The organism is Franconibacter pulveris, from assembly GCF_056780215.1.
The window spans coordinates 2,156,466-2,176,213 of record NZ_CM165555.1 but is presented as its reverse complement, the minus strand read 5'-3'; the positions used below and the strand labels follow the sequence as shown (position 1 = coordinate 2,176,213).

The window sequence follows — 19,748 nt, the reverse complement described above, 5'->3', positions numbered from 1 at the left end:
GAAGAGATACCGGTATGCCCGTGAATTTTGACCTCAATGACCTTTACGCGTTTCGGGCCCTGGTGGAGTACGGCAACTTTCGGCTGGCGGCGGAGTCTATCTGCCTTTCGCAACCGGCGCTCAGCCGCCGCATTGATAAGCTCGAAAGCGCGCTGGGATTAAAGCTGTTTGAAAGGACCACCCGGCGGGTGACGCTCACGCTCAAGGGGCAGGCTTTCGCCGAGCGCTCGGGCCAGTTGCTGGCGGATTTTGAAGCGGTGATGGCGGACCTCAGCGAAGTCAGCTTAGCCCGCACCGGGCTGATTACCGTCGCCTGCGTCCCCTCTGCCGCTTACTACTTTATGCCGAACGTCATCCGCAGCTTTCAGGCCAGGTATCCCCGCGTGCGCATCAAGCTTATCGACAGCAGCGCGGGTAACGTTTACGACTCGGTCATGAGCGGCCAGGCGGATTTCGGCATTAGCTTTTCCGGCAGCACGCAGCCCGATATCGAATTTCTGCCGTTGCTCAACGATGAGTACGTGGCGGCATGTCGGCCTGAACACGCTATCGCCGGTAAAAAAAGCATCACCTGGCAAGAATTTTACCGGCACGACTGGGTTGGGCTGGATAAAACGTCGGGGAACCGCACCCTGCTCGACCAGGCGCTGGCGGAGATTGCGCCCGAGCGGCCCAGCATCTGTGAGACGCGCCACGTGACCACCATGCTCGGCATGGTGGAAGCCGGGCTCGGCATCGCCGCCGTGCCCGCGATGTCGATGCCGCTGTCCGCGCATTCCGCGCTGACGAAAGTCGCGCTTACCGGGCCGGTCGTCACGCGGACGGTCGGCCTGCTGAGAAGAAGCGGACGCATGCTTTCCCATGTGGCGCAGGAGCTGGAAAACACCCTTATTGAACGGTATCGCTCGCTTTGACGGCATGCTTCGCCTTCACGGAACGAAGGCCGGTTGACTGCACGACGTTTTGCACCTCCGGCGAGGACAAATAGCGTAGCAAATCCGCCGCCTCATGACGATTTGCCGAGGTGGCAGTCACCGCACCGGCAAACCGCGTGGTGTATTGCACCTTTTCCGGCAGTTCGCCAATGAAGGTCACGCCCGGCACCGGCAGCAGCTCGCTCACCTGCTGGAAACCCAGCGCATACTCGCCTTTCGCCACCACCGAGGCCACCGGGATCCTGTCAATCCGGTGCGCTTTCCCTTTCACCTCGTCTTCAATGCCAAGCCGCCGGAACAGCTGCTCGCTGACATACCTGCCGCTGGCGCTGTCGGAGTAGGCTATCGAGCGGGCGTTGCGTAACGCGGCGCGGAGTTCATCCTCGGTTTGAATGCTCACCGGCGTCGCGCCCTGCTTTATCACCGCGCCGACAAGCGAATCCGCCAGCTCTACCCGCGAGCCGGGCAGGGTCTGGCCCTGCGCGGCGAGTATTTCCAGCGCGCTTCCCACCATGATAACCACATCGGCCTGTTCGCCCCGCGCCAGCCTTTGCGGAATGGCCTGCGGCGTATCGCCCATGGACGGGCCTGCAACCGTGTGAAGGCGAACCCCTTCCCGCGCTGCAAAACGCGGGGCGAGGGTTTCCCAGGCCGCCTTAAAGCCGCCGGAGATCATAACGGTTAACGCTTTCGCCTGCAGCGCCGGGCTGCTGGCCAGGACAACAATGAACGCCGTAACGCGCCAGTAGATTTTCACGGTGGTTCTCCTTAACCGAACGTTTTACGGGCATTGGGCAGCGGCAGCGTGCTGCGGCGGTATAAAAAGAGCGTCGCCAGCAAAGCGCATACGGCGGCGAAGCTCATCCAGTACCCCGGCGAGGCTTTGTCGCCCGTGTACTCAATCAATGCGGTAGACATCACCGGCGTAAACCCGCCGAACACCGCCGTCGCCAGGCTGTAGGCAAGCGAAAAACCCGCCACCCGCACCTCCGCTGGCATAATTTCGGTAAGCGCCGGGATCATCGCCCCGTTGTACAGACCGTAAATAAACGAGAGCCACAGCAGCACGGCCAGCATCATGTAAAAGCCCGGCGCGCCCGCCAGCAAACTCAGCGCCGGATAAGAGGTGGTCAGCGCCAGCAGCGTCATGGCGATCAACACCGGCTTGCGGCCAAAGCGGTCGGACAGCGCCCCACCTACCGGCAGCCAGAAGAAATTGGACACCGCCACCAGCAGCGTGACCAGCAGGCTGTCTGAGGCGCTGAGCATCAGCACCTTTTTGCCAAACGTCGGCGCATACACGGTTATCAGGTAAAACGCGGTGGTGGTCATGGCCACCATCAGCATGCCGGCGATAACCACCTGCCAGTTATCGAGCAGCGTTCTGAACGCCTGCCCCATGCCGGGATGGCTGCGGAGCGCGTTAAACTCCTGCGTTTCTGCAAGCTTGCGGCGAAGCAGGAAAATAAACGGTACGATCAGGCAGCCAAAAAGAAACGGGATGCGCCAGCCCCATTCGCGGATGGCCGTTTCCGCCAGCAACGCGTTGAGCGCGAAGCCCATCGCCGCAGCAACCATAATCGCCACCTGCTGGCTGCCGGACTGCCAGCTGGTGTAGAAGCCTTTACGCCCCGGCGTGGCGATTTCCGCAAGATAAACCGAGACGCCGCCCAGTTCCGCGCCTGCGGAAAAGCCCTGCAGCAGGCGCCCCGCCAGCACCAGCAACGGCGCCCAGAAGCCGATGCTCTCGTAAGAAGGGATAAGCACAATCAGGAAAGTGCCGGTCGCCATAATGGAGAGCGTGACAATAAGCCCTTTGCGTCTGCCCACCTTATCAATGTATGCCCCCAACACCACGGCGCCGACTGGGCGCATCAGGAACCCGGCGCCGAACACCGCGAAAGTGAGCATCAGCGAGGCGAACTCGCTGCTCGCCGGAAAAAAGGCGTGCGCAATGTAGGTGGCATAAAACCCGAACAGGAAAAAATCAAATTGTTCCAGGAAGTTACCGGAGGTGACGCGCAGGATAGCGCCAGCGCGCGCCCGGGCAGTTAACGGTAAGGAAGCGGTTTGCATCTGAGTCTCCATTTATTTACGACGCTTTTGCTGCGCCTGATTTGAAGACTGGACCAGGGTTGCGAAGTTAATAAGTGCAATAAATCAATCGACCCATGCGCGGGCTGCATTAATTCACCGCATCCGTGAATAAACTTAATGGTTTACAGATATTTACGCTGGCTGACACAGGTTTAATCTCCGCCTGCCCGTGCCAGATGGCTTTTCCATTTTGTGACGAAATTCATACAGGAATGCGCATTCATGTAACGTCAATTTAACAAAAAGACCATAAGAACGGCGGCGCGGTTGTCCAGTTTAATTAACCTGTTGTCCAGCCCGATGCAGCGCCATTGGCGACGACTCAGCAAAATGGCATGACGTTAAGAGGAGATAACCATGCTGAGTCAACCGGAAAACAAATACCGTCCCTGGCCCCCCCTGAATCTGCCCGATCGCACCTGGCCGGAAAAGCGAATAACGCACGCGCCGCGCTGGTTATCGACGGATTTGCGCGATGGCAACCAGGCGCTGGCCGAACCGATGGACAGCGAGCGTAAGCTCCAGTTCTGGAACTTATTGCTGGAGTGCGGCTTTAAGGAAATTGAGGTGGCGTTTCCTTCCGCCTCGCAGACGGATTTCGCCTTCGTCCGTCAGCTGATTGAGGAAGCGCGCATTCCTGACGATGTCACCATTCAGGTATTAACCCAGGCGCGTGACGAGCTTATCCTGCGCACCTTTGAAGCGCTGCGCGGCGCGAAACGCGCCACGCTTCATCTCTATAACGCCACCGCGCCGCTGTTCCGACGGCTGGTCTTCGGCATGGAGAAACAGGAGATTGTCGCACTGGCTGTCAACGCTACTACCCTGATTCGCCAGCAGTGCGAGCGGTATCCGCAAACGTGCTGGCAGTATGAATATTCGCCCGAAACGTTCTGCTTTACGGAGCCCGAATTTGCGCTGGAGATTTGCGAAGCGGTGGCGGATGTCTGGCAACCCTGCGCAGAGCGCCCGATGATTATCAATCTTCCCGCGACGGTCGAGGTGAATACGCCCAACGTCTATGCTGACCAGATTGAGCATTTCTGCCGCCATTTTTCACGGCGCGACGAGGTGTGCATCAGCGTTCACCCGCACAACGATCGCGGCACCGGCGTGGCCTGCGCCGAGCTTGCAATGATGGCGGGCGCCGATCGCGTTGAAGGCTGCTTATTTGGCAACGGCGAGCGCACGGGCAACGTCTGCCTGGTGACGCTGGCGATGAATTTATACAGCCAGGGCATCAGCCCGGGGCTGAGCTTCCATGACATGAACAAGGTGGTTGAAGTGGTCGAAAGCTGTAACCAACTGCCGGTTCACCCGCGTCACCCCTGGGCGGGAAGCCTGGCGTATACCGCCTTTTCCGGCTCGCATCAGGACGCCATCAAGAAAGGGTTTGACGCCCGCAAAGCGGGCGACCGCTGGGAAATGCCCTATCTGCCTGTCGATCCGCAGGACATCGGTTGCAGCTACGAAGCCGTTATCCGGGTCAACAGCCAGTCCGGTAAAAGCGGCAGCGCCTGGATAATTGAGCAAAACCACGGCCTGAGGTTGCCCCGCGCGCTGCAGCAGGATTTCAGCCAGCATGTGCAGCGCGAAACGGATAGCCATGGCCGCGAGATGACGCTAAACGCGTTATGGCAGCTCTTTCGCACGCGCTACGGGCTGGTCCCCCAGCCGCCGCTCGCCCTGCGCGACTACCGCAGCGAAAGCCAGCAAAACGGCCGTTTAAAACTTCAGGCCACGCTTACGGTTAATGGCGAGCAAAAGAAAATCGAGGGATACGGCAACGGGCTGCTCTCCGCCGCCGCCGCGGGGCTGGCGTCGTTAACCGCGCAGCCGCTGGTGATTAAAGACTATCACGAGCATACGCTGGGGGAGCGAAGCGACAGCCGCTCGGTCGCCTATATCCGCTGCGAGTTCGCGGATGGCGGCAGCCGCTGGGGCGTGGGCATCGACAGCGATGTCTCGCGCGCTTCGCTGCAGGCGCTGTTCAATGCGGCGATAGCGCAGGATTAATCATTAAAATAGTCGCTGGGTGACACGCCCATCACCCGGCGGAACATGGTCGTGAACGCGCTGTGGCTGCCGTAACCCAGCTCCAGCGCAATCGCGAGCACGGATTGCCCCTGCGCCAGGCGAATCAGCGCTTCCATGAGTTTTGCCCGCCTCACCCATTCGCTCCAGGTCAGCGCCGTTTGCTGCTGGAAATGGCGGTTCAGGGTGCGTTCGCTCATGTTTACAAGACGCGCCGCGCGCTGGCTGGACCAGTCATCCGCAGGCCGCGCCTGCATGCTTCTGCACAGCTGGCGCAGTATCGCGGTTTGCGGCTCCGCCAGACCAAACGGCAGCACGGCCATTCCCCGTATCTCATCCAGAATCAGCTCATAAATACGCTCTTCGCGGCTGCCGCCGACATAGTGTTCAGGAAGCGCCAGCGAGGCCACGATAAGCTCCCGCAGCAGCGCGGAGATTTGCACTATCTGGCACGCGGCGGGAAGGTCGGCCCGCGCGAGCGGATCGATAAACAGCGTTCTGGCCGCCACCTGTCCGGTAATACGAAGCGCATGCCGCGTTCCGGCTGGCAGCCAGACGCCGCGGCCTGGCGGGATCACCCAGCATCCGCTCTGCGTATCGACACGCACCACCCCGCTGATGATATGTAAAAGCTGTGCGCAATCATGCTGATGCCAGGGTTCGGTGGCCCCGTGCGGGTAATCATGCGCCACGGGAACCAGGGGGCGATGGACAAACGAAAGCGAGGCGCTGGATTGCATAGGGTTATCGGTAATCGGTAGCAGATAAAGTGACAGAGGCGCTGTCTGGCTGCGCCCCGTTTTAAAATATTGAAGAGTCATAACAAATTTTTTCGAAAAAGTCAGGCCGGACCTCTCGCCAGGCCTTCGAAGGCGTCAGGGCGCGCAGTTCGCTTTTAAAAAATCAGTAAGGCGACAACCTGAGCCTGTTTCCACCTGAAGCGGTAACTCGAGGCTGCGGCAATAATGACCAGGCGCGCGCGCTGTCGCGGAATAATCAGAAAGCACGAATTTAAAGCGCGCCGATCATGGCAAAGTGTGAAATATGAACGCCAGCCAGAAATTTAAACTGCCACTGGAAATGGCTTAAAGAACCGCTTCCTGCATAATTTCTTTGTAACCACGCGGGCATAACAATGTCATGCGCTGAAGTGTCAGCTCAATCATTCACCCTCCCTCACTTATATCGGTCAGGAGATTTCTCATGAGCTTTGTTACCACGAAAGACGGCGTTGAAATTTTTTATAAAGACTGGGGTCCGAAAGAGGCGCAGCCCATTATGTTCCACCACGGCTGGCCGCTCTCCGCTGACGACTGGGATACCCAGATGCTTTTCTTCGTCGCAAAAGGCTACCGCGTGGTGGCGCATGACCGCCGCGGCCATGGCCGCTCCTCCCAGGTCTCCGACGGTCACGATATGGACCATTATGCCGCCGATGCGTTTGCCGTAGTGGAAGCGCTGGATCTGCAAAACGTTATTCATATCGGCCACTCCACCGGCGGCGGCGAAGTGGCGCGCTACGTCGCCAAATTCGGCCAACCCTCCGGCCGGGTCGCCAAAGCCGTACTGGTTTCTGCCGTACCGCCGCTGATGGTGAAAACCGACGCGAATCCGCAAGGGCTGCCGCTGGAGGTGTTTGATGGCTTTCGCGCGGCGCTTGCCGCCAACCGCGCCCAGTTCTTCCTCGATGTGCCCGCCGGCCCGTTCTACGGCTTCAACCGGGACGGCGCCACCGCGCTGGAAGGCGTTATTCAGAACTGGTGGCGTCAGGGCATGATGGGCAGCGCCAAAGCCCATTATGAAGGTATTCGCGCCTTTTCCGAGACTGACCAGACGGAGGATCTCAAAGCCATCGAGGTTCCTACCCTGGTGCTGCATGGCGAAGACGACCAGATTGTGCCGATTGCGGATGCGGCGTTGAAATCGATTGAGCTGCTAAAAAACGGCACGCTGAAAACCTATCCAGGGTTTTCTCACGGCATGCTGACGCTTAATGCGGATGTGCTGAACGCCGACCTGCTGGCGTTTATCGAGAAGTAGTCTGCCTGCGACGAGGCGGGACAGCGTCCTGCCTCGTCGATGTTTTCGTTTAAACCGGCCTGTTAAGCGGCATCCCGGACGACGGGCAATCTTCACCCCGGCAACGCAATCGCCAGGCAGAAGGATGAACGGGTAAATTTCCTGGCGTGGCTGCATCCGAATGAGGAAGCAGTGGCGGATTAAGCTCTCATTGCCGTCGTGCCTGAGAAAAGGCGCCATTAACTGTGCTTGCTGATGAACCGCGCGCGCCAGGGTTTTAATACTAACAGCGCCAGCCCGGCAGTGATGAAATCAAGGGCTATCGCGCAGCTGAAGACAACATGCCATCCCTGGGTGTGTTGATACAAAAGCGCGGCCAGCGGCCCGCCGAAAATCGAGCCGATGCCCTGCGAAATATAGAGCCAGCCGTAGTTTGCCGCGGCGTGTTTGCTGCCGAACGTATCGGTCAGCGTTGACGGGAATAGCGAGAAAATCTCGCCCCAGCCAAAGAAGACGACGCCGGAAAGCAGCACAAACAGCATGGGGTCTTCACGACAGGCGAGCCATAGCGTCATCGCGACGCCTTCCAGCGCGAAGGCGATAAACATGGTTTTTTCCCGGCCATAGCGGTCAGAGATAAAACCAAACAGCGGACGCGTCAGGCCGTTGGTGAAGCGGTCAATGGTCAGCGCCAGCGGCAGCGCCGCCATGCCAAACACCACCGCCTTGCTGATGCCGAAATCGTCGGCAAAGATCGCCATCTGCGACGTCACCATCAGCCCCGAGGTCGACATCATCGCCATCATCGCAAACATCAGCCAGAACAGCGGCTGGCGCAGCATTTCGCGCGAGGTGAACTGCTTCGCGCTCTGCGCCACATTCTTACTGGCGGGCTGCGACGCTGTGGTCGGCGGCAGCTTTAGCCCCTGGCTTGCCAGAAAGCCGACAAGGGCGAAAATAATGCCGAAAACCGTCATGGTCTGCTCAAGGCCGTAGCTGCCAAGCGAGAGCGAAATCGGGAAGGTGGTCAGAATCGCGCCCATGCCATAGCCCGCCGCCACGGCGCCTGCCGCAAAGCCGCGCTGCTGCGGGAACCATTTCACCATCAGGCCGACAACGCCGATGTAGACGATGCCGGTGCCCAGCCCGCCCATACCGCCGTAGACCAGCCAGAGCGCCGTCAGGCCGTTGATATGCGCAGACAGCACCCAACTGCACCCCGCCAGGATCGTGCCGATGGAGATAAGCAACCGGGGACCGAATTTCTCGACAAGGCGCCCCTGGAACGGTGAAAAGAAGGTCTGAAGAATGATAAGCAGGGAAAAGGTCACCTGCAGTTCGGGTAATCCCACACCCAGTTTCTCAGTGAGCGGGCGGGTCAGCAGCGTCCACACATACTGCGGGCTGGATATGGATGCCATACAGATCAGGCCAAGAACCAGCTGCGTCCACTTACCATATTTGGGGGCAACCAACGGTTCGCTAAGAACGGTCATAATAATCTCCAGTAGCCGGGTGATGTCGCGTTATGAAGAGACGGCCCGCAGGGCGCCATCCCTGAAAAGCTGTTCATGTCATGCAGAGAAAGGGGTTACCCGCGCGCGACGTCGCCACCGTGATGTCATCGGGGGCATTGCATGACGCCTTGTCGACAATGGCGTATACAGAGAAAAAGCACGAAGCGTGCCATTTTAATTAATGTCTATCTATCAATAGCTTAAATAAATAATACTGCGCGCGGGGAGAAAAGCGCGGCTGTACGCGTTGCACCGGAGCGGTGCGAATGTGTGATCCCGGTGCGTATCATCAGCGTGCGAATACAAGGCGCCGGAGGTTAAACGTGGAGGCGTTTTGGCTTGCCGGGAATCGGCGCAAGGCGAACCGGCGCGAGGGCATGTGGAAGGGATTTATTCGGTTTACGCAAGGAAGGGATGCCAGTAAAGCTACGCTTAATCTGTGCATCCTGTAAGACGGTGTAAAAGGCCGTGTTGGCGACGAGGAAAACAATGAAAAAAGGCCTTCTGGTTATCTTTACCCTGGCGGCGTTCGCTGCGAATTCTGTCCTGTGCCGCATAGCGCTCAAAGAGGGACATGCCGATCCCGCGACGTTCAGCAGCCTTCGCCTGCTCGGCGGGGCGGTAGTGCTGCTTTTTTTCCAGCTGGCGGCCCGTGGCGGGCGCGGCATTCAGTGGAACGTAGTGAATGCGGCTCTTCTTACCGCCTACGCTTTCCTGTTTTCACTCGCCTATGTTCACCTTAATACCGCCACGGGCGCACTGCTGCTTTTCGGCGCCGTTCAGGTCTGCATGATCCTGTGGGGCATCATCCAGGGCGAAAAACCGGGGCGGCGAAAAATAGCCGGTATTGCCGTGGCCGTTACAGGCATGGCGGTTTTACTGCTGCCGGGCGCCAGCATGCCCTCGCCGATACCGGCAATCATGATGATCGCCTCCGGGCTGGCGTGGGGAGCCTATTCAGTAAGGGGTAAAAAGGTGGCGGACCCCACTGGCGCCACCACCGGTAATTTTCTTCTGAGCGTGCCGGTCATCGCCTTGCTGTTTATGCTGTCGCCGGAGCAAAAGAGGGTGGATGGCGATGGCGTGGCGCTGGCGCTCGTTTCGGGAGGCGTCGCGTCGGCAGTAGCCTATGTTCTCTGGTACCGCATTGTGCGTCATCTCACCTCGACCACCGCCAGCACCCTTCAGCTGAGCGTTCCTTGTCTCGCCGCGCTTGGCGGCGTCTTCTTTTTGAAAGAAACGCCAGACCTCAGGATGATTTTCGCCACCGCGCTCGTCATCACAGGGATCGTTATGGTAATCGCGTCGGACCGGGTCGCCGCGCGATAACGGGCAGAATCGTCTTCGGCTAAATGAAAGCGCGAGTCGTTATGTTCCGGCTGCCGCTTTACGACGTGGCGGCGCTGCGGGCTTTACAAATAACTGGCGGCAATAGTCTGCTACCTCACTACGCCAACTGCTAAGCTAATTTTTGCAGTTCAGACTCGGGTACAGATGAATAAACCGCGCCCGGGTCTGCTTTTCAGAATCTCTTTTATAAAGTTGGCGATGCCGGCGGGTCGCAAAGAACCGAAATCAATTCTGATGGCAGGATAACTGAACTCACGTTCAAAGGCGGTAAACGATCCTGAGCGTTTGTCTCTTTATCGTCATGCGCGACGATGGGATACGCGCTGTCTGGTATGACATTCATCGTCGTAAATGATGAAGCCCAACAGACCGATTGCCGCCCGGAACGGTGCAAGAGGAGTCATCGTATGGCTTATCATCATATTCTGGTTGCAGTCGATCTTTCTCCCGAAAGCCAGTTGCTGGTCCACAAAGCCGTTGCGCTGGCGCGTCCCTGGGGGGCGGAACTTTTTCTTATTCACGTTGATGTAAATTATAGCGAAATTTACAGCAGCCTCGTCGAAGCGGAATTTCGCCGCGAACAGGAGGCGATTGCGCAGGAAGCCCAGCAGAATCTGAACCTGTTAGTGGATAAAGCGGGCTATCCCATCCGGGAAATCATTAACGGTAAAGGCGATTTAGTTCAGGCGCTGGATGAAGCTATCCATCAATATGGCATTGACTTTGTCGTATGCGGTCATCATCAGGATTTCTGGAACACCTTAAAATCGCCTGCGCGCCAGCTTATTCATCGTTTGCATGTCGACATGCTAATTGTGCCGCTGCGCGAGGAAGACGAGGAATTCTCAGGAATGAGCCTGTTTTAATCTGCTTTCAAAAAAAGAAAACGCCAACTTTTATGGCGCAATGATTGTGACACAGCGACCGTTATTTTCGCCGTTTCTTCGCCCGGTGAGTCGCGAATGAATAAGCGAAAAAAAGCCGATAATGCCCTGCACTATCGGCTTTTTACCATCCCATTACGGCCACGTTATTTAATTTCCTTTTCAATAAACAAAAGTCGAGTTGTTATTTTCCGGTTTATTACTGCGACGCCACGGCATGCAAATAGTTCTGATGCGGGCTGCCTGCGCGGCCCCGGTACGCGCTGTGCGGTGATAAAAATGCGTTACTGGCTAACCGTTCGGGCCGCTAAATCATGCAGGCTACCGAGAGTATTTTTTCTTGCCGGCTCGGCGCGCTCAGCACCATGGCAGCAATATGACGGGGGCTGAAGGTTAAGGCTTTTGACGATGCCGAGCAGCGGCTGCGCGTATTTTTCGCTCTGCTCATTTCGCAGCAAACGGTGAGTATGGTTTAGCAGGCAGGCAATAAAGCGCGCCCGTAACGTTTGTTTTCCTTCCCCTTCTTCACAAAGCCAGGTGGCCAGCGGCGCCAGGATAAAGGCTTTTATATCTTCCGGGCTGTAGGTGCTATAGAGTTTCCAGATAAAACCGTCGCGCGTTTGGTCAGTGCCGAACTTAAGCTGGAAGATAAACTCCTGACGACGCTTTTCCCAGCCGCTCGGCCGGTACTGCCATGAATCATGCAACAGCGTATGAATTTCGCTAAGCGTATCGCCCGACGAGGTCAGCGCCCGAATAACCCGGATTTGCGCGACCTGCGCCTCGCTGTAGCCTTTCGCACAGGGAGAAGGAATGAGTGACGCAAAGCGCCAGTATTTTAACGTGGCAGGTAAAACATCGACCATATTGCAAACCGTTGAAGCTGAGATAAACACGTGCAGAACCCTCTATAGATTAAAAGTTGCGCTATAGTGGCGACAATTCCCTGCCTGTAAATTGACCAGAATCAAACATAGTTTCTATACGTTATTATTCAATTTTTATTAAGACAATTCTTAGAAAAAAAGCGGCACCTTAACGATGCGGATTTTTATAAATAAAAATCAACGATTTATAAAAACCCCCTTCCCTTTTTCTCTTTCCGTAAACATTGCTTGATCAATGTCAATCGCTCAATAAATAACCAAGGTAAACTTTTGATATCTATCTCCGGTTGACGGTTTTGGACCGGGCGGGAGCGGGTTGTTCGAGCCGTAACAGACCAGCCGTGACGCCCGATGCTGTCGGCGCATCCGGTAAGGACGCTACGATGCGGTAAGCTTTGTCCGCTCTGGCGCGGCAGGAAAACCCGCTGCCATACGGACGCGTATGACAGGAGCCGTATCATGGCTTACAAACATATTCTGGTTGCAGTAGACCTTTCTCCCGAAAGTCAGTTGCTGGTCAGTAAAGCGGTTTCGCTGGCTAAGCCTTACGACGCCAAAGTCTCCCTGATCCATGTTGAGCTGAACCAGACCGGCCTTTATACCGGCCTGATTGAAGCTGAGCTTGGCTATTCTCAGGAGCGCATCTCCTATGAAATGTTTCAGGGACTTAAAGCATTAGCCAGCGGCGCGGGCTATCCCATCAACGAAACCCTGAACGGCAGAGGCGACCTGGCGCAGGTGCTGGCAGACGCGGTGAAAAAATACCATGCCGATGTCGTGGTCTGCGGTCACCATCACGATTTCTGGAGCCGGCTGATGTCCTCCGCGCGACAGCTGATTAACAATGTGCATGTCGACCTGCTGATTGTGCCGCTCTATGAACAGGACGATGACGACGACTAACTCCGCTTTAAAAAAGCCGGTTAACCCCGGCTTTTTTATGGCCTGTCACGCAGGCGCTGCCGCCGCGCCGTCAGGGTGCGGCAAGGTCGATTTTCACTGCGCGCGTTTGCCAGATGTTCTCGCAATACTCTTTAATCGCCCGGTCGGAGGAGAACGCGCCTGAACGGGCGGTATTGATAATCGACATGCGCGCCCAGCGTTTTTCATCGCGCCAGGCTTCACTCACACGCTGCTGACACGCCGCGTAGTCGGCGAAATCCGCCAGCACCAGAAACGGATCCGCATTCAGCAGATTATCCAGCAACGGGCGAAACATCGTCTTGTCGCCGCGCGAAAAACGCCCCTGCGCAATCTCATCCAGCACCTCGCGCAACGCCTCATCCGCCTCCAGATAGTGCCCAGGCTGATATCCCGACTGCTGCAGCGCCCCCACCTGCTGCGCCGTCATTCCGAACAAGAAAAAGTTGTCTGTGCCCGCCTGCTCGCGGATCTCAACATTTGCGCCATCGAGCGTGCCGATGGTTAGCGCGCCGTTCATCATAAATTTCATATTGCCTGTGCCCGACGCCTCTTTTCCCGCCGTTGAGATCTGCTCGGACAGATCCGCGGCCGGATAGATCATATGGCCGTTCTTAACGTTGAAATCGGGATAGAAAACCACTTTTAGTCGATCGCGTGTCGCCGGATCCTGATTAACCACCTCGGCGATGCCCGAGATCAGCCGAATCATCAGTTTCGCCATACCGTAGCCGGGCGCCGCTTTGCCGCCGAAAATAAAGCAGCGCGGCGCGACATCAAGCGTCGGATCGCGGCGCAGGCGCTGATACAGGCTGATGATATGAAGGGCATTGAGATGCTGGCGTTTGTATTCATGAATGCGTTTCACCTGAATATCAAACATCATCTCCGGCGGGACCGCGATGCCGGTGATGTTGCCGATGCGCGCCGCAAGCTTCGCTTTGTTCTCGCGCCGGACCGCACGCCAGGCGTCGTGCAGCGTGGCGTCGTCGGCATGGTCGGCCAGCGCGTCGAGGTGGGTCAGATCGGTTCGCCATTTCTCCCCCAGCGTGTCGTCAAGCAGCCGCGCCAGCCCCGGGTTGCTCTGCATAATGAAGCGGCGCGGCGTGACGCCGTTCGTGACGTTGAGAAAACGCGACGGGAACATTGCGGCGAAATCACGCAAAATCGTCTGTTTAAGCAGATCGGAATGCAGCGCCGCCACGCCGTTGACCTTGTGGCTACCGACGGTAGCGAGATGGGCCATACGCACGTTTTTATCCCCCTGCTCGTCAATGAGCGACATGCGCGCTACGCAGGCGTCATCGCCGGGCAGCGCACGCCGGACTTCATCCAGAAAACGCTGGTTAATTTCGAAAATGATCTCAACCAGGCGCGGCAGCAGGCTTTGCATCAACGGCAGGCTCCAGGTCTCCAGCGCCTCCGGCAGCAGCGTGTGGTTGGTATACGCGAAAGTCCGCTGGGTGATGGACCAGGCATCCTCCCACGAAAACAGACGTTCATCAATCAGCAGGCGCATTAACTCCGCCACCGCAATGGAAGGATGCGTATCGTTAAGCTGCGCGGCGAAACGGTCGGCAAAACGCTCGACGGGCGTGTGGCTTACGTCCATCAGGCGCAACATATCCTGCAAGGCGCATGAGACGAAAAAGTATTGCTGCGCGAGGCGCAGACGTTTACCGCTCTCCGGTTCGTCGTTCGGATAAAGCACCTTTGAAAGTGTCTCCGAGACCACTTTTTCTTCCACCGCCTCATAATAATCGCCGGCGTTGAAATCATCGAAATCGAAAGATTCCACCGCCTCGCTCTTCCAGAGCCGCAGCACGTTGCAGGTATTGACGCGGTATCCCTGCACGGGCACATCATACGCCACGCCTTTCACCTGCCTTGCCGGAACCCATTCCACGCGTAATCTTCCCTGCTCGTCGTTCCACATGCGGGTGTAGCCGCCGAAGCTAACGTAATAGTTGATGTCAGGCCGGATAATTTCCCAGGGCGTGCCCATTTTCAGCCATTTGTCGGTGCGCTCCACCTGCCAGCCATCGACAATATCCTGGTCAAAAATGCCGAATTCGTAGCGGATGCCATAGCCTATCGCCGGGATCTCAAGACTGGCGAGCGAGTCGAGATAACAGGCCGCGAGCCTCCCCAGGCCACCGTTGCCAAGCCCTGGCTCTTCTTCAATCGCCAGCAGCGCATCGAGGTCCTGACCGAGCGAGTCCATGGCCTCCCTCGCCTCTTCCTCCAGCCCCAGGTTAAGCAAATTGCAACCGAGCTGCGGGCCGATAAGAAACTCGGCTGACAGATAACAGGCGACTTTGACATGGTGTACGGCGTAATTTTTCACCGACTCGGCCCAGCGCGCGAGCATGCGATCGCGCACCGTATAAGCAAGCGCCATATACCAGTCCTGGGGTGTCGCGATATCGGGGTAGCGGGCCTGACGGCAGATAAGGTTGCGGACGACATCGTGCTCAAACGCAGCTTCGCTTGCCGCGTCGGATGCAAGCGCTATGGAGGCAGAGGCCTGTGCGACAGGAGTATCGTTGTTCATATCGTTATCTCGCATTGGCGCGTGCGCCAGTACCAGCGTATGACGATCCCTGTGTTTCTTTTTGCGCTGTCGGGACGCAGGCGCGAAAGTGGCGTGCCGGGAAAGCGTATTCGGGCGCAGAACGACGTCGCGCCCGGGACGGAGCATAATGAGGACGCCTGCAATGGGTTGCCATCGCCCAACGGACATTGCGCCGCCGGTGCGCCTCACGGGAAGCCATGGTTTGCGCTCCCGTTTTTATTATTCGGTTCGTTGTTCTGCCCCGCGTTAAAGCAGGTCGCAGTTATCTGTTATCAACATAGTAAACGCCCTGGGCGATAGCAAATGCGTCAAGGACGGCCGTTTTCAACCATACCGCGATTATTTTGCCAGCCGCTGCGCCGTGGATTGCATATTTATGCCTGTCCCGTTATTCACTAAAAAATAGTGATATCCAGCGTGATGCTGCGAAGGGAACCGTTATTCGACGGCGCGGCTATTCACCCGAAGCCGTAATGGCATTGTGAATAAACTTCTTATCAAGCAGATACAAAAGCAGAGAGACTCTACGCCCTGTCCGCTCCGCCGTATCGGGCGGCAGATTATAACGTAAGGAATAGCGTTTACCGTTATTGTCATAAAACTCCACGTCCAGAACCGGCATGATAAGCGCAGGAAGTTTTCGGTATCTGAGCACGATTTGGGAGTCGCCCATTTTCATGTGGGTGGTCATAACGCTCTGTTCGGCAAGCGTCGGCTGGCGAGTATGGTCTGGCGTAACGGTGATTATCTTCATTTCATAATCTTCACAAGCGAGCTACCAATAAACGGCGCGGAGGAACCTGGCGGCTTCCTCCCGATTTATCAACAACCGAAAATGTATCCGGGCACTCTTGCTATGAGATCGTGATTATTTATAGAACAGGCAAAATAATTTTCAAGCGAGGCAATGAGGTGTTTATCAGGCGCATTCGCTATTGGGATTACAGTTAACCGGGCGCGTTTTCAACCCGGCCCGGAAATAACGATTCCCCTCACCCGCCTCGCTTTATTTGTCTGAGCGACGAGACGCATGCGCTGCGGGCGTGGGCGTTTTCAGGATTAACCGCGCACTATCACCGCTCAGCGCGCGCACTCTGGCTGACCTGCCGCAAGCGGGTCAGGCTGAAGACCAGCGCCAGCAGGGTAGCCGCCAGCGCCAGCCAGAGCGCTATCCGCACCGCCTGCTCCTCCTGAGCGATACCGCCGTCGGGGGCAAAGACCGCAAGCATGACTCCCACGAAGGCGGCGCCCAGGCACTGGCCGAAGGTGCGCATAATGGCCAACACGCCAGATGCATAGCCGCTGTGCTGGCGCGAGGCGTTAGCCAGCATCTCCCGGTTATTCGGGCTTTGAAAACAGCCGAAGCCAATACCGCAGATAAACCCGCGCAGGCTGATATCCCACGCATGCGCGTTATCCGGCAGTTGCGTCAGCAATAGCAGCCCGAGACTAAACAGGCACAGCCCCGAGGTGGCGATAACCGCTGGCGTATAGCGGTCGGCAAGCCGTCCGGCATGCGGCGCCACCAGAATGATGCCCACCGGCCAGGCGGTGAACAGCAGCGCCGAGTCGAACGCGCTATAGCCATAGACGTTCTGGAACAGAAACGGCAGCGCCACAAACGTCATCCCCTGGCTGACAAACGAAGCCAGCGAGGTCAGCGCCGCCAGTGAAAAACGGGAGGAGGCAAACAACGCGGGCGGCAAAAGCGGCTGCGGCGCGCGGCGCAACCGATGCGCAAACGCCGCAGCGGCCAGCAACGCCGCCAGTCCGTAAGCGAGCGCTACGGGCAACGCCTGGCGGTGAGATAACGCATCGCATGCCATCACCGCCGCGCCCAGCAATAGCGCCGAAAGCAGCGCCCCCGGGGTATCAAACGGCCCGCTCGCGATCGCCCTTTTGCCAGGAATAACGCGCAGCGTAAAGGCCAACGCGATGATGCCCGGCACAATATTAATGGCAAACAGCCATGGCCAGCCGAACCCCGCCAGCAACGCGCCGCCGCACACCGGCGCGAGGGCGGTGACGCTTGCTATCAGCAACGCGTTGAGGCCGAGAATGCGCCCGAGCAGCCGGTCAGGAAAAACCGAACGCAGAATAGCGGGCGCAATACTGAGCGTGGCCGCTCCGCCGATGCCCTGCAGAACACGCATCGCCACCAGCATGGTTAACGAAGACGACAGCGCGCATCCGAGCGAGGCCAGCGTAAACAGCGTCAGCCCGAAGGCGAACAACAGGCGAAACCCCAGCCTTGTCGCCAGCGCGGCGAAAATAGCCAGCGTCATGGCGGCCGAAAGCAGATACCCGTTGGCTATCCAGACCGCGCCAGCGGCGGACGCATTTAGCGCGCGGGCCATCTGCGGCAGCGCAATATTCACCATCGAACCGTCGAAAACCGCCATGGTGGTGCTTATCATCACCGCTATCATCGCCAGCGCCCGCTGACGACCCGGCAAACCTTCATCGCCGGATTTGTTTGAAAATAACTCCATGTATGCCTCTGCTGCTGTTTGTGCTTGCGTTCACTCTACTTCCAGGGGATATATGGCGGAAGACGCAACAGTTGCAGTTATATAATGCAGCAGACGCCATACAGGCTTATACCCGTGGAATCAAAAGACGATGGATGAACCCGACCTCAATTTGCTGTTCGCCCTGAACGTATTACTGGCGGAAGGCAGCGTGGCGGCCGCGGCCCGGCGGCTTGGGCTTAGCGCGTCGGCCATGAGCCGCACCCTGAGCCGACTCAGGGAAACCACCGGCGACCCGCTGCTGGTGCGGGCGGGACGAAATATGGTGCTGACCCCGTATGCCCAGGCCATTCGCGAACGCACGCAGAACGCGGTTTTTGCGGCGCGCGCCGTGCTGCGCCCCGCCTCGTCAACGCTGGATATCGCGAACCATGAGCAGATGTTCACCATTCGCGCTAACGATGGTTTTGTGGAAGCTCTCGGCCCGGTTCTGGTCGCAGAAGCCGCAAAAGCCGCGCCGGGCGTGCTGTTGCGCTTTGCATCCAAGCCGGAAAAAACGGACAAACCGCTGCGGGAAGGACGGGTTGATCTGGAAATCGGCGTGCCGGGCGAAATGGGGCCGGAGATCCGCCTGCAACTGCTGTTTCGGGACCGGTTTGTCGGCGTGGTAAACCACGGCCATCCGTTGGCTGCAATGGCGCAGGTGACAGCCGAACATTACGTCGCCTGGGGGCATGTGGTTGCTTCGCGACGCGGCTTGCTGACCGGGCCGGTAGATGAAGGCCTTGCCGAGGCAGGGTTAAGCCGCAAAGTCGCCGCCATCGTGCCCGGTTTCCCCGCCGCGCTGGCCGTGGCGCGCAACACCGATCTCATCGCGCTCGTTCCCGCCTCGTTTCTTATTAATCATCCGGCGCGCGACGCCCTGTCTGTTTTTGAGCTTCCCGTAAAAACGGCGGCGATTTCGATATCGCAGATGTGGCACCCGCGCTCCGAAGTAGACCCGGCGCACCGCTGGCTGCGGCAGTTTATGCTGAAGGTTTGCCGCACCCAAGTGCCGCAATGGGATAAATAACCGCCAGGTTTCATCGCAGGCGGCTTTACCCTTGTCGCCATGCGATTTATCTCTGAGGCGGCAGGGTCCGGATCTTTTGCCGATACCCCCTCCCCTGACTATGCCGAACCGGTAATCATAATGTCGTCATGATTTGGTCGGGGAATAAACGTCGTAGCGGCGGACATCTGCCTGTTTTGCTAATGCGAAAATGGCGAGTAAATAGCGAAGCGGGACCCGAAGACATCAGGAATATTTAACCCGCCCTGTTAAAACAGAGACGGGTCTATACCAGGAATTGATCGTCACGCTCGTTTGCAACCCCTGCCAGTGTAATAAGGATAATGCTTCACGCCGTGTCCCCTGATCCGCCAGGATAGTATGGTACTGACTGAAAATACGCTGCCTTTCGATCTCATCCATCACGCGTTTACGTTCGAGCAAAAAATTCAGAGCGGTTTTAAAATAATGATCTGCACAATCCTCATTTATCTTCAGTCACTTTCAGTACCATCGAATGTCCTTCCAGCTCAATCACCCGTGCCTTGTCCGGATCGAGGTCATCCCGCGCCAGCACCAGCCGCCAGTCGTTCTTACGTGCATCAGGTGAACGGAACTGTGCCACCAGCGCCACATACTGCGCCTTTTCATCCAGCGGCATATTCAGCGATACCGACGCGCCTGGTCGTACCCATACGTCTTTTTCAGCCAGCAGGTCTGCACCCAGCGTCATACCGGCATCGGACTGAAGCGCAGCATAGTCCGCTTTATCGAACGTCTGCCGGTCTTTGAGCTGATATACCCATACGTCGGTCGCCAGCGGCATCCCGTCTTCATCGGGATTAAGAGCCGCACGGGCTGTAAGGTCGAGATGCAGGGTTTTCACCTGTTTGTAAAAAATGGCCTTTGCCACTGACGTTGTGCCGTCGCTGACACGCTGGGTCAGGCCACAGCCGGTTAACGTAAAAGCCAGCAACAGCAGTAGAGTAAGTTGTTTCATCATTGTC

General features: G+C 57.5%; 16 protein-coding genes. 7 read left to right on the top strand and 9 right to left on the bottom strand.

Annotated elements, in window-relative coordinates; genetic code table 11:
- Positions 1-14: 14 nt before the first annotated feature.
- Positions 15-914: an L-proline-binding transcription factor PsrA gene (gene psrA / locus ACU4F7_RS10330; protein ID WP_024555417.1), complete on the top strand. Its 900-nt coding sequence runs from the start codon at positions 15-17 to the stop codon at positions 912-914.
- Here the strand turns inward: psrA and ACU4F7_RS10325 are convergent.
- Both ACU4F7_RS10325 and tcuC read right to left on the bottom strand, forming a co-directional pair.
- Positions 889-1,692 carry a substrate-binding domain-containing protein gene (locus ACU4F7_RS10325; RefSeq protein ID WP_481638594.1) on the bottom strand — a complete coding sequence of 268 codons (804 nt, stop codon included), beginning with the start codon at positions 1,690-1,692 and terminating at the stop codon, positions 889-891. The two genes, psrA and ACU4F7_RS10325, sit on opposite strands and share 26 nt — an antisense overlap.
- Positions 1,693-1,703: 11 nt before the next feature.
- On the bottom strand, positions 1,704-3,011 hold the full coding sequence (tcuC, locus tag ACU4F7_RS10320) for a tricarballylate/proton symporter TcuC (protein ID WP_481638593.1): 1,308 nt from the start codon (positions 3,009-3,011) through the stop codon (positions 1,704-1,706).
- Positions 3,012-3,389: 378 nt separating this feature from the next.
- On the opposite strand from tcuC, the gene leuA reads away from it, so the two are divergent.
- A complete protein-coding gene (gene leuA / locus ACU4F7_RS10315) occupies positions 3,390-5,048 on the top strand; it encodes a 2-isopropylmalate synthase (RefSeq protein ID WP_029592828.1) in 1,659 nt (552 codons plus the stop codon).
- On the opposite strand, the gene ACU4F7_RS10310 is transcribed toward leuA, so the two are convergent.
- Positions 5,045-5,806, bottom strand: a complete 762-nt coding sequence (locus ACU4F7_RS10310; protein WP_481638720.1) for an AraC family transcriptional regulator — start codon at positions 5,804-5,806, stop codon at positions 5,045-5,047. The genes leuA and ACU4F7_RS10310 overlap by 4 nt on opposite strands.
- A gap of 463 nt (positions 5,807-6,269) precedes the next feature.
- Here ACU4F7_RS10310 and ACU4F7_RS10305 point away from each other — a divergent pair, with 463 nt between their 5' ends.
- Positions 6,270-7,106, top strand: a complete 837-nt coding sequence (locus tag ACU4F7_RS10305; RefSeq protein WP_481638592.1) for an alpha/beta fold hydrolase — start codon at positions 6,270-6,272, stop codon at positions 7,104-7,106.
- 218 nt (positions 7,107-7,324) lie between these two features.
- On the opposite strand, the gene oxlT is transcribed toward ACU4F7_RS10305, so the two are convergent.
- A complete protein-coding gene (gene oxlT, locus ACU4F7_RS10300; protein ID WP_481638591.1) occupies positions 7,325-8,581 on the bottom strand; it encodes an oxalate/formate MFS antiporter in 1,257 nt (418 codons plus the stop codon).
- A gap of 510 nt (positions 8,582-9,091) precedes the next feature.
- Between oxlT and ACU4F7_RS10295 the strand changes: the two genes are divergently transcribed.
- Positions 9,092-9,931 (top strand): DMT family transporter, encoded by an 840-nt coding sequence (locus ACU4F7_RS10295; RefSeq protein ID WP_481638590.1) that lies wholly within the window; start codon positions 9,092-9,094, stop codon positions 9,929-9,931.
- Positions 9,932-10,359: 428 nt separating this feature from the next.
- Entirely contained in the window at positions 10,360-10,818 is a 459-nt protein-coding gene (locus ACU4F7_RS10290; protein WP_029592823.1) for a universal stress protein, read from the top strand.
- Between the two features lie 302 nt (positions 10,819-11,120).
- Here ACU4F7_RS10290 and ACU4F7_RS10285 read toward each other — a convergent pair whose 3' ends face one another.
- Positions 11,121-11,702 carry a MerR family transcriptional regulator gene (locus ACU4F7_RS10285; protein ID WP_481638589.1) on the bottom strand — a complete coding sequence of 194 codons (582 nt, stop codon included), beginning with the start codon at positions 11,700-11,702 and terminating at the stop codon, positions 11,121-11,123.
- A gap of 480 nt (positions 11,703-12,182) precedes the next feature.
- On the opposite strand from ACU4F7_RS10285, the gene uspA reads away from it, so the two are divergent.
- Positions 12,183-12,626, top strand: coding sequence for a universal stress protein UspA (uspA, locus tag ACU4F7_RS10280; protein ID WP_481638588.1), 444 nt, complete (start codon positions 12,183-12,185; stop codon positions 12,624-12,626).
- A gap of 70 nt (positions 12,627-12,696) precedes the next feature.
- On the opposite strand, the gene ACU4F7_RS10275 is transcribed toward uspA, so the two are convergent.
- The 3 genes from ACU4F7_RS10275 to ACU4F7_RS10265 all read right to left on the bottom strand — a co-directional run bounded on the left by ACU4F7_RS10275 (position 12,697) and on the right by ACU4F7_RS10265 (position 17,711).
- On the bottom strand, positions 12,697-15,345 hold the full coding sequence (locus tag ACU4F7_RS10275; protein ID WP_481638587.1) for a glycogen/starch/alpha-glucan phosphorylase: 2,649 nt from the start codon (positions 15,343-15,345) through the stop codon (positions 12,697-12,699).
- A gap of 328 nt (positions 15,346-15,673) precedes the next feature.
- On the bottom strand, positions 15,674-15,973 hold the full coding sequence (locus ACU4F7_RS10270; RefSeq protein ID WP_235470220.1) for a hypothetical protein: 300 nt from the start codon (positions 15,971-15,973) through the stop codon (positions 15,674-15,676).
- Positions 15,974-16,292: 319 nt separating this feature from the next.
- The gene (locus ACU4F7_RS10265; protein ID WP_481638586.1) at positions 16,293-17,711 is read right to left on the bottom strand and encodes an MFS transporter; all 1,419 of its coding nucleotides are present in this window, start codon (positions 17,709-17,711) and stop codon (positions 16,293-16,295) included.
- 130 nt (positions 17,712-17,841) lie between these two features.
- Here ACU4F7_RS10265 and ACU4F7_RS10260 point away from each other — a divergent pair, with 130 nt between their 5' ends.
- Positions 17,842-18,762 carry a LysR family transcriptional regulator gene (locus ACU4F7_RS10260; RefSeq protein ID WP_481638585.1) on the top strand — a complete coding sequence of 307 codons (921 nt, stop codon included), beginning with the start codon at positions 17,842-17,844 and terminating at the stop codon, positions 18,760-18,762.
- Positions 18,763-19,225: 463 nt separating this feature from the next.
- Here ACU4F7_RS10260 and tssJ read toward each other — a convergent pair whose 3' ends face one another.
- Positions 19,226-19,744, bottom strand: coding sequence for a type VI secretion system lipoprotein TssJ (tssJ, locus tag ACU4F7_RS10255; protein WP_481638584.1), 519 nt, complete (start codon positions 19,742-19,744; stop codon positions 19,226-19,228).
- Between the last annotated feature and the right edge of the window lie 4 nt (positions 19,745-19,748).